The 14,328-nt window shown below is 71.1% G+C and carries 13 protein-coding genes; 4 read left to right on the forward strand and 9 right to left on the reverse strand.

The genetic code is table 11. The annotated features are described in order from the left end of the window. Window positions 1-126: 126 nt before the first annotated feature. Window positions 127-1,110: a LysR family transcriptional regulator gene (locus FHT37_RS16240; protein ID WP_183482877.1), complete on the forward strand. Its 984-nt coding sequence runs from the start codon at window positions 127-129 to the stop codon at window positions 1,108-1,110. Between the two features lie 13 nt (window positions 1,111-1,123). Here the strand turns inward: FHT37_RS16240 and FHT37_RS16245 are convergent, their stop codons facing one another. Further along, complete coding sequence (locus tag FHT37_RS16245; protein ID WP_183482879.1) at window positions 1,124-1,741, reverse strand: 5-formyltetrahydrofolate cyclo-ligase; 618 nt, start codon at window positions 1,739-1,741, stop codon at window positions 1,124-1,126. A gap of 11 nt (window positions 1,742-1,752) precedes the next feature. Between FHT37_RS16245 and FHT37_RS16250 the strand changes: the two genes are divergently transcribed. Together FHT37_RS16250 and FHT37_RS16255 are read left to right on the forward strand one after the other, a co-directional pair. Then, the gene (locus FHT37_RS16250; protein WP_183482881.1) at window positions 1,753-3,834 is read left to right on the forward strand and encodes a lytic transglycosylase domain-containing protein; all 2,082 of its coding nucleotides are present in this window, start codon (window positions 1,753-1,755) and stop codon (window positions 3,832-3,834) included. Window positions 3,835-3,891: 57 nt separating this feature from the next. Beyond that, window positions 3,892-4,593 carry a glutathione S-transferase gene (locus FHT37_RS16255; RefSeq protein WP_183482883.1) on the forward strand — a complete coding sequence of 234 codons (702 nt, stop codon included), beginning with the start codon at window positions 3,892-3,894 and terminating at the stop codon, window positions 4,591-4,593. A 90-nt stretch (window positions 4,594-4,683) separates the two neighbouring features. Here the strand turns inward: FHT37_RS16255 and FHT37_RS16260 are convergent, their stop codons facing one another. Beyond that, window positions 4,684-4,959, reverse strand: coding sequence for a hypothetical protein (locus FHT37_RS16260; RefSeq protein WP_147239771.1), 276 nt, complete (start codon window positions 4,957-4,959; stop codon window positions 4,684-4,686). Between the two features lie 159 nt (window positions 4,960-5,118). On the opposite strand from FHT37_RS16260, the gene FHT37_RS16265 reads away from it, so the two are divergent. Continuing rightward, complete coding sequence (locus tag FHT37_RS16265) at window positions 5,119-6,360, forward strand: multifunctional CCA addition/repair protein (protein ID WP_183482885.1); 1,242 nt, start codon at window positions 5,119-5,121, stop codon at window positions 6,358-6,360. Here the strand turns inward: FHT37_RS16265 and FHT37_RS16270 are convergent. The 7 genes from FHT37_RS16270 to FHT37_RS16300 form a co-directional block, all read right to left on the reverse strand. Beyond that, the gene (locus FHT37_RS16270; protein ID WP_183483072.1) at window positions 6,329-7,414 is read right to left on the reverse strand and encodes a class I SAM-dependent methyltransferase; all 1,086 of its coding nucleotides are present in this window, start codon (window positions 7,412-7,414) and stop codon (window positions 6,329-6,331) included. The genes FHT37_RS16265 and FHT37_RS16270 overlap by 32 nt on opposite strands. 95 nt (window positions 7,415-7,509) lie before the next feature. Next, window positions 7,510-9,615, reverse strand: a complete 2,106-nt coding sequence (locus tag FHT37_RS16275) for a bifunctional diguanylate cyclase/phosphodiesterase (protein ID WP_183482887.1) — start codon at window positions 9,613-9,615, stop codon at window positions 7,510-7,512. Next, window positions 9,616-10,572 (reverse strand): uracil-DNA glycosylase family protein, encoded by a 957-nt coding sequence (locus FHT37_RS16280; RefSeq protein WP_183482889.1) that lies wholly within the window; start codon window positions 10,570-10,572, stop codon window positions 9,616-9,618. Then, on the reverse strand, window positions 10,569-11,066 hold the full coding sequence (rimI, locus tag FHT37_RS16285) for a ribosomal protein S18-alanine N-acetyltransferase (RefSeq protein ID WP_091727842.1): 498 nt from the start codon (window positions 11,064-11,066) through the stop codon (window positions 10,569-10,571). Before rimI ends, FHT37_RS16280 begins: the two co-directional genes overlap by 4 nt. Next, on the reverse strand, window positions 11,063-11,803 hold the full coding sequence (gene tsaB / locus FHT37_RS16290) for a tRNA (adenosine(37)-N6)-threonylcarbamoyltransferase complex dimerization subunit type 1 TsaB (RefSeq protein WP_091727846.1): 741 nt from the start codon (window positions 11,801-11,803) through the stop codon (window positions 11,063-11,065). Before tsaB ends, rimI begins: the two co-directional genes overlap by 4 nt. Window positions 11,804-11,885: 82 nt before the next feature. Further along, window positions 11,886-12,581 carry an OmpW family protein gene (locus FHT37_RS16295; RefSeq protein ID WP_091727849.1) on the reverse strand — a complete coding sequence of 232 codons (696 nt, stop codon included), beginning with the start codon at window positions 12,579-12,581 and terminating at the stop codon, window positions 11,886-11,888. Window positions 12,582-12,611: 30 nt separating this feature from the next. Then, window positions 12,612-14,015: a lipase family protein gene (locus FHT37_RS16300; protein ID WP_183482891.1), complete on the reverse strand. Its 1,404-nt coding sequence runs from the start codon at window positions 14,013-14,015 to the stop codon at window positions 12,612-12,614. Window positions 14,016-14,328: the final 313 nt, after the last annotated feature.

Here is a 14,328-nt window from a genome sequence, read left to right on the forward strand (position 1 = left end):
ATCGACTCCCCGTCCAGCGGGCGGCCCGCGCACTTGGCGGCGTTCCTCGTGGACATGGAGGGATATTAGGGTTGCCCCGCATGCCGGTCCAATGAGTCTTCGCGCGTCGATTGATACCATCCGCGCATGAATCCGCCTCGCCATCGCCCACTCGCCGTCGGTCCGCTGCGCGCCTTCGAGGCGGTGGCCCGGCGGCTGAGCTTCAGCGCCGCCGCCGACGAGCTCTACCTGACCCAGTCCGCCATCAGCCGCCAGATCCGGTCGCTGGAGGAGGAACTCGGCGCCACGCTCTTCCTGCGTGGCACCCGCCATGTCGAGCTGGCGCCGGACGGCAAGCTGCTGCTGGCGGCGGTCGAGCCGATGCTGGACCGGCTGGACAGCACCGTGCGCCAGATCCGCTCGACGCGCGGCCGACGCGTGGTCAACGTCACCACTTTCGCCTCGTTCGCGTCGCTGTGGCTGATCCCGCGCCTGGAGGCCTTCCAGCGCGAGCATCCGGACATGGACATCCGCGTGTCCGCGCTCGACCAGCTGGTCGAGATCGACGACAGCGAGTTCGACGTCGCGCTGCGTTATGCCGCGCCCAACCGGGTGGCGCCGTCGGCGCAGCGGATGTTCGGCGAGATGCTCACGCCGGTGGTCAACCCCTGGGTCGCGAAGCAGGCGCAGGAGGGCCAGGGCCCGCCGCTGGGCCAGGCGGCCGACCTGCGCCAGTACACGCTGGCCGAGGAGGACGACCAGCGCCCCAGCGGCCTGTTCCTGAGCTGGCGGCGCTGGCTGGCGCTGCACGGCGCGCCCGACCTGCAGCCGCGGCGCTGGATGTACCTGAACTTCACCTACCAGCAGATCCAGGCCGCGGTCTCGGGCCAGGCGGTCGCGCTGGCGCGGCTGCCGCTGATCTACGAGGCGCTGGAGCGCGGCGAGCTGGTCGAGCCTTTCGGCGCGGCCGGCCGTACCGACTGCCCGACGGTCTACTGGCTCATGATGTCGGCGCACGGGCGACAGCGGCCCGAGGTCGTCGAGTTCGCGCGCTGGATCGGCGAGCAGTCGGCGCTCACCCGGCGCGCGATCGGCGAGCCCGATCCGCCCGTGGACGAGCACTCGGGCTGAGCGCCGCGCCGCCTCAGGGCGCGAGCACCTCGCGCTCGGTCACGACGACGGTCATCGCCTGGTCGTGCGGCTGCACCTCGAAGCTGGCTTCGCAGCAACTCCAGGCCAGGCCGATCGTCGTGACGCCGGGATGCGCCTCCAGCCAGCGGTCGAAATAACCGCCGCCATAGCCGAGCCGGAACCCCTCGCGCGTGTAGCCCAGGCAGGGCACCAGCAGCACCTCGGGCACGAGCACCGGGCCGGTGGCGCTGGGGATGCCGCATTCGTCCTTGAGCGTGGGCGGGGTGCCGTCCCAGCGCCGGAACTCCATCGCCGCCGGCCCGCGGTCGCCGGCCTTGCGGGCGAACGGCAACGCCAGTTGCATCGCCCCGCCGAGCTTGTGCGTCGCGGCCCAGGCCGCTGCGTTAAATTCACCCTCCAGCGGCCAGTACAGGCCGAGGCTCAGCGGCTCGAGCTGGCGCAGCAGCGGAAGCAACTGCTCGCCCAGCTTGTCGGCGGCGAGACGGGCCTCGGCGCCGGCCGACCATTCGCGGCGGCGCGCCAGCAAGGCGCGGCGCAATTCGCTTCGCTCATGGGGCCAGGTCTTGCCGGCGATGCCGGCGGCGTCGGGGGCCGTGGGGGAATCATTCATCGCAGTCGGTCATGAAGTTCGCTCGAATCACTGTAACCGCCCTCGCCTCCGCCACCCTGGGCGCGCTCTGCGCCTGGACGGCCCTCCCCGCCGTCGCGCAGTCGACGATGCCCTTCGCCGTCGTGCCCAATCCGCCACCGCCGCTGCCGGACCTGGTGACCGACGCCCGCGAGGCCTGGCGTACCCGTGACCGCTCGCGGCTGGCCGCGATGCGGCAGGTCGCCTTCGACCAGCAGCACCCGCTCGCGCCCTGGTTCGACTACTGGGAGCTGAACGCCCGGCTGGCCGACGCGCAGCAGCCCGAGATCACCGCCTTCTACGCCCGCTGGCCCGGCAGCTACGTCGAGGACCGCCTGCGCAACGACTGGCTGCTCGAACTGGGCCACCGGCGCGACTGGGCCAACTTCCGTCGCGACCTGGCCGGCTACAAGATGCAGGACGACCGCGAGGTCGTCTGCTACACGCTGCTGGCCGACCCGCCGGCGCGCGAGCTCCGCGAGGCGGCGCGCACCGCCTGGCTGGCGCAGCGCGACGCCGACGAGGGCTGCAACATGCTGGCCGCGACGCTGCACGAGAACGGCCAGTTCAAGGACTCGGATGTCTGGCGCAAGCTGCGGCTGGTCGTCGAGACCAACAAGCCGCGCGCCGTGAAGCAGGCCGCGGCGCTGCTGTCCAAGGCGGACCAGGACGCGATCGCCGAGTTGATGGACAAGCCCGACCGCTACCTCCAGCGCAAGGCCGCCGCGTCCCCGCGCGCCAAAGCGGAGCTGACGCTGCTGGCGCTGATGCGGCTGCTCGCCACCGACTACGACAAGGCCGAAGACGACGTTCGCCGCTGGGCGCCGAAGCTGCCCAATGACCTGTCCGCCTGGCTGTGGGCCCAGTACGGCCGGCAGGCCGCGCTGCGGCTGAAGGACGAGGCCAACGACCACTTCGAACGCGCGCTGAAGCTGCAGGCGCGGCTGGGCGGGCCGCTCGAATGGAGCGACGACACGGTGAGCTGGATCGCCCGCGCCGCGCTGCGCGGCGATGCCGGCGCCAGCCGGCCGGAGCAGTTGGTGTCGGCGATCGCGCTGATGAAGCCGTCGGACCAGAAGGACATCACCTGGCAGTACTGGCGCGCCAAGGCCCAGCAGCAGCTCGCGGCGAACGGCCCTGCCGGCGACGCCCAGCGTCGCGAGGCCCTGGAGTCACTGCGCGCGATCGCGTCGCCGCTGAGTTTCTACGGCAAGCTCGCCGCGGACGAACTCAAGCTGCGCCTGCCGCTGCCGCCCTCGCCGGCCGAGCTGAGCGCGCAGGAACGGGCGCAGGCGCTGGCCAATCCCGGCATCCAGCGCGCGCTGCAGCTGCTGGCGGTGGGCCTGCGCAGCGAGGGCCAGCGGGAGTGGAACTTCAGCCTGCGCGGCCTGTCCGACCGCGAACTGCTCGCCGTCGCGCAGACCGCCTGCGAGCGCGAGCTCTGGGAGCGCTGCATCCAGACCAGCGAACGCACGCGCACCGAGATCGACCTGGCCCAGCGCTTCCCGATGCCCTATCGCGCCGACGTGCTCCGGCAGTCCACCGCGGTGGGCCTGGACCCGGCCTATGTCTACGGGTTGATCCGCCAGGAGTCGCGCTTCATGATGGACGCGCGCTCGCATGTCGGCGCCGGCGGCCTGATGCAGGTGATGCCGGCGACCGCCAAGTGGACCGCCAGGAAACTGGGCGTCGAATTCCGGCCCGACATGCTGCACGACCGGGACACCAACCTGCGCCTGGGCACCGGCTACCTCAAGCTGGTGATGGACAGCTTCGACGGTTCGCAGGCGATGGCCGCGGCGGCCTACAACGCCGGACCGAACCGTCCGCGACGCTGGCGCGAGGGGCCGCAGCTCGACGCCGCCATCTGGACCGAGAACATCCCGATCTGGGAGACCCGTGACTATGTGCGCAAGGTGCTGTCCAACGCGACGATCTATGCCCAGCTGATGGGCCGCGAGGGCGGCACGCAGCTGCGCGACCGGCTCGGGCGCGTCATCGGCCCGGCCGCGGCGTCGGCGCCGGACATCCCGGCCAACGGCACCACGGCGGGCGCGCCCGCCGGCACCAACTGACCCCGCGGCGCCGGCTCCCCGCCGGCGCCGTCCTCCTCCACGCGAAGGGACTCCCGCATGCAACTGATCGTCGGCAACAAGAACTACTCGTCCTGGTCGATGCGCCCCTGGGTGCTGATGAAGGGCCTGGGCATCGATTTCCAGGAGCGCGTGCTGCGCTTCGACTTCACGCCGGACTCGGCCTTCTACCGCGAGGTCGGCGCGGCGACGCCGACCGGCAAGGTGCCGGTGCTGGTCGACGAGGGCCTGGCGGTGTGGGATTCGCTGGCCATCATCGAGTACCTGGCCGAGCGCTTCCCCGACAAGGGCATCTGGCCGAGCGATCCCCGCCAGCGCGCCCGCGCGCGGAGCCTCTGCGCCGAGATGCACAGCGGCTTCGGCCAGCTGCGCGGCCTGTGCGTGATGAACATCGACGCCGACCTGAGTTCGGTGGGGCCGCGGCTGCTGGCCTCCGAGGCCGGCCTGCGCAAGGATCTGGCGCGCATCGTCGAGCTGTGGACGGAAGCGCTCGCGCAAAGCGGCGGGCCCTTCCTGTTCGGCGCGTTCGGCGCGGCGGATGCGTTCTTCGCGCCGGTCGTGATGCGGGTGACGCGCTACGCCTTGCCGGTGCCCGAGGCGCTCAAGGGCTACCTGGCGCGCGTGGAGGCGGCCCCTGGCGTGCGCGAGTGGATCGCCGACGCGATCGCGGAGAAGGATTTCCTGGACTTCGAGGAGCCCTATCGCGACGTCAGCGGGCCGGTACCGGTGCTCAAGGCCTGAGACGCCGGCCGACCCGTCCTCCCCATGAAAAACCGCTTCCGGTCACCTGTGCGGGCAGGCGGCGGGAAGCGGCGAGGTGGGCCGTCGGGATCAGTGATCGCGGCGGCGGCGGACCAGGAAGCCGGCGGCCAGCAAGCCGCCGAGCATCATGGCCTGGTTCTGGGACTCGGACACGAACGACGGCAACACCTGGTCCGCGCCGTCCTGTTCATTGACATCCGGCAGCTGGGCCGGTGCCGACTGGCTTTGCGAGACGAAACTCGTCTCGGCGGCCACATGGACGGCCTTCGCGTCCGTGACCGGGGATTCCTGCGCTTGAGCGGCCAGACCAATTCCGCCCAGCAAGAGGAGGAGAACAGACTTCATTCATAAACTCCCTACTGCTTGCCCGACCTGCCTGGCTACAACTGTCTCTCTCGGTAGCTGGTCTGTTTGAACAGACACTGGTGTGCAGGTGGCATTGGTGAATATACGGAGACACAGCCTAAATGAGCACCCCACACCTTGGGGATGCTGCGCCGCAACATGAGTGATCAGATGTATCTCGTCGGGGGTGCCGTCCGGGACGCCCTGCTGGGCCTGCCGGTCCAGGACCGTGATTGGGTGGTGGTCGGAGCCACACCCAAGTCCTTGATCGACAAGGGATTTCAGCCCGTCGGCAAGGATTTCCCGGTGTTCCTGCACCCCGTGACCCATGAAGAGGTGGCACTGGCCCGGACCGAGCGCAAGACCGGATCCGGATACCACGGTTTCCAGTTCCACACCGACCCCGACGTCACCCTCGAACAGGACCTAGCCCGACGCGACCTGACGATCAATGCGATGGCCCGGGCCGAGGACGGTTCGCTGATCGACCCCTATGGCGGCCAGCGGGATCTCGCGGCGCGCATCCTGCGCCACGTGTCGCCGGCCTTCGCCGAGGATCCGGTGCGGATCCTGCGCCTGGCCCGCTTCGCGGCGCGCTTCGGGGACTTCTCGGTCGCACCGGAAACCATGGCGCTGATGCGCCGCATGGTGGACGCCGGCGAGGCCGATGCGCTGGTCGCCGAACGCGTCTGGCAGGAACTCTCCCGGGGGCTGATGGAGCGGCATCCGGCGCGGATGATCGAGATCCTGCGCGATTGCGGCGCGCTGGCGCGCATCGCGCCGGAGCTGGCGCGGCTGTTCGGGGTCCCGCAGCCCGAGGCGCATCACCCGGAGATCGACACCGGCGCCCACCTGCTGCTGGTGCTGGCGGAATGCGCGCGCGTCGACGCGCCGCTGCCGGTGCGTTACGCCTCGCTGTGCCACGACCTGGGCAAGGGCACGACGCCCGAGGCCGAGTGGCCCCGCCACCTGAAGCACGAGGCGCGCGGCGTGGCCCTGGCGGCCGCGCTGTCGCAGCGCTGGCGCGTGCCGTCGGACTGCAAGGAGCTGGCCGAGCTGGTGGCGCGCGAGCACACGCATGTCCACCAGAGCCTGGACTTCAGCGCCGAGGCGCGCCTGCGCCTGATCGAGCGCTGCGATGCGCTGCGCCGGCCGGAGCGCTTCGCGCAGCTGCTGCTGGCCTGCGAGTGCGACGCGCGCGGCCGTGCCGGCCTGCAGGACCGCGCCTACCCGCAGCGCACCGCGCTGCTGCACGACCTGAAGGCGGTGCAGTCGGTCGACCAGTCGGCGATTTCAGCGGCGGCGCTGGCGGCCGGCAAGCAAGGGCCGGCGATCGGGCAGGCGATCCACGCGGCGCGGCTGGCCGCGCTCAGAGCGTGTGAGACCGATCGCCCGCGCTGAACCCCAGCGCGTCGAAGCCGTCGCCCGGCGCGAAGCCGATCACCTTGAACAGCTCGCCCATCTCGTGCTCGGCGATCAGCCGGTGGGCCATGCCGCGCTGCGCCAGCGTGGCCTGGCCCATCAGCTCGACCAGGCCGCAGTTGATCAGGAAGTTGGCCTGGCTCGTGTAGCCCAGCACCGTCAGCCCCGCGTCCTGGCCCGCCAGCGCGATGCCGGTGAAGTTCACGTGCGCGGTGATGTCCTTCTGCCCCGGCAGCGCCAGCGGATCGGGATCGGCCCGGTGCAGGTGGTGGCACATCAGCGTGCCGCCGGTGCGCTGCGGGTGGTAGTACTCCGACTCCGGGAAACCGTAGTCGATGAAGAACGCCGCGCCGCGCTTGAGGCGCTCCGCCAGCGTGCGCACGAAGGCCTCGGCCTGCGGGTGGATCTCGGTCACCGTGTCCGGCAGGAAGCCGGCATCCTCCTCGGGCGGGAGCGGCGGACGCGCGTCGCCGGCGCGGTCGACGAACACCAGCCCGCCCTGCCCGTCCAGGCCCACGCCGCGCCGCAGCCACTGCCGGCCGTCCCAGCGCAGCAGGTCGACCGGGATCGCGTCCAGCAGTTCGTTGGCCACCATCACGCCGTGGATCTCGTCGGGCCAGCGGTCCAGCCATTCGACCCGCGGCGCGAAGTGCGCCAGCCGCGCGGCCTGGCGCTCGCGCAGGCTGCCGGACAGGTCGACGATGAAGTACTTCGTCACCGGCTGCCCCAGGGCCTCCAGCGCCTCCAGCAGCTGCTCAGCCAGCGCGCCGCTGCCGGCGCCGAACTCGATCACCGTGTCAGTGCCGCTGACCGCCAGCGCCTGCGCGACCTGCCGCGCCAGCGCGCGGCCGAACAGCGGCGACAGCTCCGGCGCCGTCACGAAGTCCGAACCCTGCTGCGGCATCGTGCCGAACTTGCGGCGCGCGTTGGCGTAGTAGCCCAGCCCCGGCGCGTACAGCGCCAGGCTCATGTAGCGGTCGAAGGGCAGCCAGCCGCCGGCGGCGGCAATCTCGTCGCGCAGCAAGGCGGTCATGGCCGGATCCGTCGCGTGGGACGCCGGGGAAGCCGGCGCGCCATGCGCCGCGGACGCCGCGCCATTCAGGCCGGCGGAGTCGGGAGTCTTGGAAGTCATGTGTCGATCCTGGGAAGCCGGGGCTCGCCGCGCTGGGCCAGCCATGCTTCGAATTCGTCGGCCGGCATCGCGGTGGCGATGACCTCGCCCTGCAGCTCGTCGCAGCCCCATTCGGCCAGCAGATGCCATTGCCGCGCGTTGCGCACGCCCTCGGCGCCGATGCGCAGGCCCAGGCCCTTGGCCATCTGCACCACCGCGCGGGTGATCGCCGCGGCGCCGGCGTCGTCCGGCAGCACGGCGACGAAGCTCTGGTCGATCTTCAGCTTGTCCAGCGGCAGCCGCGTCAGCTGGTTGAGCGCGGTGTAGCCGGTGCCGAAGTCGTCGATCGAGATCGCCAGCCCCTGCGAGCGCAGCGTCTGCAGCAGCTCGGGCAGGCGGTCGATCTCGTCGGTCAGCATGCGCTCGGTCAGCTCCAGCTCCAGCCACTCGCCGGGCACGCCCGCCGTCTTCAGCACATGGGCGACCGACTTGGAGAAGCTGGCCAGCCGGAACTGCATGCTGGACAGATTGACGGCGATGGGCACCGGCGCGACGCCGCGCTCGTGCCAGGCGCGCGCCTGCCGGGCGGCCTCGTACATCACCCACTCGCCCAGCGGCAGCATCAGCCGATGCCGCTCGGCCACGACGATGAAGGCGTCCGGCGCCAGCAGCCCGCGCTGCGGATGCCGCCAGCGCAGCAGCGCCTCGGCGCCCACCAGTTCTCCGCTGCGCGCGTCGACCTGCGGTTGGTAGAAGAGCACAAACTCGTCGGCCGTCAGCGCCTGGGCGAGCTCGCTCTCCAGCACCAGGTCGGCATAGGCGTTCTCGGCCATCGCCGGCTCGAAGAAGCGGTAGGTCGCGCGGCCGGCGGTCTTGGCCAGGTACATCGCGGTGTCGGCATGCTGCAGCAGGTCCTCGGGCGACTCGCCGTGCTCCGGGTACATCGCCACGCCGATCGACGGCGTCACCGACAGGTCGCGGCCGTCCGCCTGCACCGGCACCTCGACGACGCTCAGCAAGGCGTTCAGCACGGTCTGCACGTCCTTGCGCTGGTGCACGTCCTCCAGCAGCACGACGAACTCGTCGCCGCCGAAGCGCGCCACCAGGTCGCTGCCGCGCAGCCCGCCGCGCAGACGCTCGGACACGGTGCGCAGCACGCGGTCGCCCTCCAGGTGGCCGAGCGAGTCGTTGACCCGCTTGAAGTTGTCCAGGTCGATGAACAGCAGCGCCGCCCGCCGCGCCGAGCCCTGCGACAGGCGCTCGCGCAGCCGCTCCATGAAGGTCGAGCGGTTCAGCAGGCCGGTCAGTGGGTCGTGCTGCGCCAGGTGCTGGATGCGCGCCAGCGCCTCGAGGTGGGGACGCAGATCGCGCACGATCGTCATCCGCAGCCGCTCGCCGTTGCGCCACAGCGTGCGGACGATGAATTCGACGTCGATGCGCGCGCCGCTGCGATGCAGGATCGCGGTCGGGTAGCGGGTCTCCTGGCCGGCCGCCATGACCGCGCGCACCGTGTCGATCTGGTCGCCGGCGATCATCGACAGCGCCGGCCGCCCGACCAGTTCGTCGAGCGAGTAACCCACCAGCTCGCACAGCGGCGGATTCACGTCGGTCATGATGCCGTCGCGGTGGAAGACGATGCCCTCCATCGACGCTTCCATGAACTTGGCCAGCCGGTCCTCGGATTCGCGCACCGCCAGTTCGGCCTCGCGGAAGCGGGTGATGTCGGAGATCAGCACGAAGGTCGACTGCACCGCTTCCGCGCCGGGCGGCAGGTAGGGGATCAGATTGACCTCGATCCAGTGCGGCCGGCCGTCGCGACGCTCCAGGCGCCGTTCGTAGCTGACGCTGACGCGCTCGTCGAGCACCCGGCGCACATGGGGCTCGATCTCCTGCGCCGCGTCCTCGCCGATGATCTGCGCGAAGGTGCGGCCCAGCACGCTGCCCTCGTCCAGCCCGAAGCTGCGCGCGTACTGGCGGTTGGCGAAACGGCAGGTGCGCGTGGCGGCGTCGAAGACCGCGATCAGCACCGGCACGTTGTCGGCGAGCAGCCGGAACTGCGCCGCCTGGTCCTCGGCGGAGGAAGCCGGGCCTGCCGGCGGCACGGGCGGCACCGGCGCGACCATTCAGGCGCTCCCGCCGCCGGCCTCCGGACGAGCCGGTGACTCGTCCAGCGTCTTCAGCGCCAGGCAGAGGTCTTCCCAGGCGCGCGCCTTGTCGGGCAGGTTGCGCAGCAGGTAGGCCGGGTGGTAGGTGACGATCAGCGGCACGCCCTGGTAGCGATGGACGCGGCCGCGCAGGCGCCCGATCGGCTCCTGGCTGCGCAGCAGCTGCTGCACCGCGAAGCGCCCCATCGCCAGAATGATGCGCGGCTGGATCAGCTCGATCTGCCGCTGCAGGAAGGGCTCGCACTGCGCCAGCTCCGCGGGGTCCGGATTGCGGTTGCGCGGCGGCCGGCACTTCAACGTGTTGGCGATGTAGACCTGCCGCTCCGGCGGGCCCTCGCCGCGCCCCAGGCCGACCGCGCGCAGCATGCTGTCCAGCAGCTGGCCGGCCGCGCCGACGAAGGGCTCGCCTTGCAAATCCTCCTTCTCGCCGGGCGCCTCGCCGACCACCATCCAGTGCGCGCGCTCGTTGCCGACGCCGAAGACGGTGTGCTTGCGGGACTCGCACAGCGCGCAGGCGCGGCATTGCGCGACCTCGTCGCGCAGGCCGGGCCAGTCAAGCCGAGCGATCGTCTCGCGCGCCAGGCCGCGGGCCTGCGCCAGCGCCGCGTCGGCGGCGGCCGCGGCCAGCACGGGGGCGGCCACCGGCGCGGTGCGAGGCGACGGCTCGGGCGCACGGCGCGGCGGCGGTTCCGCGACCGCGACCGCGACCTCGGCGTCCATCGGCGGCACGCGCGTCGCCGGACCGGCGACCGGTGCGCTGACCGGCACGGCGCGCGGCGGCGCGGTGGCAGCAGGAGCGGCTGTCGCATCAGCCGCCACCTTGGCCGGCGAGCCTGCCTCGGCCGCCGCTGGCGGCGTCCACAGCTTGAGGCCCATCGCCTCCAGCATCGCGCGTTGACGATCGGTCCAGCTCATGCGGGGTGCTCCGTCAGGCGCAGCGTCATCAGCAGCGCGTCCTCGCGGCCGTCGGCGCTCGGGTAATAGCCTCGGCGCAGGCCGCTCTGCACGAAGCCGTAGCGTTCGTACAGCCGGCGCGCGCGGACATTGCTCTCGCGCACTTCCAGCCAGACCTGGTGGCAGCCGCGCGCCCGCGCCAGCAGCCCCAGCGCGTCGAGCATGCGGCGCGCCAAGCCCTGGCCCTGGCGTTCCGGCGGCACGGTGATGTTGAGCAGGTGCATCTCGTCGATCACCTGCATCGCGAGGAAATAACCGCACAGCCGCGCCTGCTCGTCGCGCATGACGAAGCCGGCATAGCCTGCAGCCATCGAATCGATGAAGTTGCCCCGCGTCCACGGGTGGCTGTAGGCGACGGCCTCGATGGCCATCACCTCGTCCAGGTCGACCGCGCGCAGCGGCTGCAGCGATTGCAGCGACGGCGGCCAGGCCAGGTCCTTGGGCTGGGCGCTCATCGCGGCACCAGTCCCTGCGCCTCGGCCTTGGCGGCCTCGCGCTCGGCGGTCGTCAGCGCGACCTTGTCGCGCACGTAGAGCGGCAGCGCGTGGTCGGCGTCCTCGGCCAACCCGGCCTCGAAGGCCTGTTGCGCCAGCGCGCCCAGCGCGCGAGCCCGCGAGACGGTCCCCGGCACGCGCAGCGCCGCGCCGGTGTCGAGTTCGAAGGCTTCCAGTGCGGTGCCGGCGACGATCGCCGGCGGCGTCTCGCGCCAGAGCGCGCGCAGCGGTTCGAGGTCGACCAACGCCGGCTCGAGCTGCACCGACCAGCGCGCGCCCTCCCAGCGATAACGTCCGAGGTAGATCTGGTTCATGCGGGCATCCATCGCGACCCACATCTCGAGCGCGGCCGCGTCGCCGACCTGCGGGCGGGCGGCGAGCTGCTGGCGCGCGTCCTCGGCCACCAGCATCAGGCTGTCCAGGGCCAGCACCGGCTTGCCGGCGCCGAAGGCCAGGCCCTGTGCCACCGAGCACGCGGTGCGCAGCCCGGTGAAGGCGCCGGGGCCGCGCCCGAAGCCGATCGCGTCGACCTGGGCCAGCGCGACGCCGGCCTGCTTCAGCAGCGCCATCGCCTCGGGGACCATCCGCTGGGAGGCCAGCGCCCCGCCATCGGCGTCCACAAAAGCAGCATGGCCCTGGCCCACGAGGGCCAGAGCCATGTGTTCGGTCGAGCTATCCAGGGCCAGCAACACGCTCATGCGGCAAGTGTATCGGCCCCGGACCGCCCGGGGCGGGGCAAGCCCCCGACCGCGTGGGTGCACGCGGTCGAGCGGCCGGCCGTCAGAACGAGTAGCCCAGCGACATCGTGTAGACCATCGGGCGGAAGTTGATCTTCGTGTGAAGCTCTTCCGTGCCGTTGTTCGTCGTCGTGTACGAGCGCATCTGGCTGCGCACGTCCGCGTAGGCCGCGGTCGCGGTCAGCGACCACTGCTTGGTGTAGTGCACGGTGAAGCCCACGTGCGCCGCGGCGCCCCAGGAGTTCTCCAGCGTGATCCGGGTCGGGCCGCCGCTGATCGCGTCGCCGGTCGGGGTGCTGCGCTTCTTCTCGAAGTAGGTGTAGTTCACGCCCACGCCGACGAAGGGCTCCACCTTGGTGAAGTACTCGCCCAGGTGGTAGTTGATGAACACCGTCGGCGGCATCTGGCGCACGACCGCGATCTGGCCGGCGTTCTTGATGACGCCGTTGCCGTAGATCTTGTGCGAGGGCGGGATGCCCAGCGCGATCTCGCCGCTCCAGCGCGGCGCGAAGCGGTAGGTGTAGCCGAAGCCGGTGGTGGTCGCGTCACCGACACGGATCTGCGCGCCCGGAGCGGGGAACTGCTTGGTGCCGCCTTCCAGCGGGGCGGCCTTGCTGTTCACGTCGATGTGGGCCAGGCCCAGGTAGACCGTGTGGGTGCCCACGGCCGTCTCGGCGCTCGCGGCGCCCGCCAGCGCCATCAGCGAGGCGGCCAGGATCAGGGTGATTTTCTTGTTCATGGATGGTGTCTCCGTTCTGGTCGCCGGGGATTACGGCTGGGCAGCCAGGACCGATTGGAAGAAGCCGCGTGCCAGCGCATTGCAGAACGGCGGGACCAGCGTGCCGTGGTAGGCGCCCTGGACCGCGGCCGCGCCGGCCGCACCGCCGCCGGCAGCGGCGGACGTCGCCGCCTTGGCCTGCGCGAAGCCACCGGCGATCGTGGCCGCCGTCGTGGCGCCGGCCCACTGCATCGAGGCCGCGCTCTCCAGGTTGGAGGCCGGGACAGCCTTGCCGCGCGAGGCGAAGTCGGCCTGCGCGTCGGTGGTGTTGAAGAAGAACACCGTCGGGTCGTTGGCGCCACCGCACAGCGCCACCGGCGCCTTCGGCGTCCAGCCCAGCAGCGTGTTGGTCTGCAGCGCCTTGCGGTAGTTGGAGGTCGCGTAGCCGGCGCGGAACGAGTCCGTCAGCAGGCCGCCGGTGCCGAACAGCTTGGTGAAGGTCGGGTCGTTCGGCAGCTTGCCGTCCTGGATCAGCTGCGTGAGGGTCGACTTCGTCGGGAACAGCGTCTCCGCGGTCTTGTCATACGGCGACTGGTACACGTCGGACGGCGACGCGTAGATGTTGCCGTAGGCCTTCTGGTAGCTGGTCAGCATCAGCGGCAGGAACAGCGTCGCGCCGGCGTTGATCGGGCCGGTGGTGGTGATCACGTCGCCGAACTTCACCAGGTTGTACGGGCCGGACATCGGCGCCGCGGCGGTGACGGTGAATTCGGACGCGTAGTCGCGCTCGATCGCCTTCTGCGTGGCCATCGCCACGTGGCCGCCCTGCGAGTAGCCGGCGATCAGCAGCTTGGCCGACGGCTTCACCGCGCTGTCGGCGTTCAGGTAGGTCTTGGCGGCGCGCAGGCCGTCGACCATCTCGATGGCCGACTGCTCGGCGTTCAGGTAGGTCGTGTACTGGAGGCCGGAGCGGTCGTAGCCGAGGTAGTTCGGTGCCACGACGATGAAGCCCTGGGCGGCGTAGAAGGCCATCACCAGCGAGCCCTCGGCGTTCTTGTCGACCTGGGCCATGTTGAAGGTCTGGTCGGTCGTCGTGCCGTGGGCGTACAGCACCACCGGGCGGTTGCCCGAGCAGGCGGCGCCGCTGCCGGTCGGCACGAACACGGCGGTCGAGGCCATCGCGATCACGCCCTGCGGATCACGCGTCGAGTAGTAGACGTAGCGGATCTCGACGTCGCACTGCGCCGCGCCGGCCAGCGCGCCGATGCCCTTGGCCGCGGTGCCCGCGTCGATCTGCGCCTTGGTCACCGGGGTCGTCGAGGCAACGACGCCCAGTTGCACCGCGCCGCGCGCGGGCGGGGGATCGTCGCTCGCAGCGGAGCTGCCGCCACCGCAGGCGCTCAGCATGGCCGCGGCGGCCAGGGTCAGGCTGGCCAGTTTGAATTGGCTGTTCATTCGGACTTCTCCAGGGGTTGTCTCCGTCGTTCACACCGTCCCGGCGATCGCGGTCGGCATTAAATCGAACGGTCGTTCGTTTTTCTCAGGGATCACTGTAAGCGCTCGATACGAGGCGAACGCAAAAGGAAAACCCTGACAGGTGCCAGCATGCCAGCGTCACGACGCTGCGGGACGCACAACCTGCCCCTGGGCGCGGCGCGGCCGCAACACTTGTGTCATGGCTGTGCGAAAGCGTGGCCGCCTGTTCACGCGGGGCAACAGGCATCGGAATTGCCAAGGTCGACGCGATGCGAACCGTGCGCAGCGCTGG

The organism is Mitsuaria sp. BK037, assembly GCF_014193045.1.
Classification (GTDB): Bacteria; Pseudomonadota; Gammaproteobacteria; order Burkholderiales; family Burkholderiaceae_C; genus Roseateles.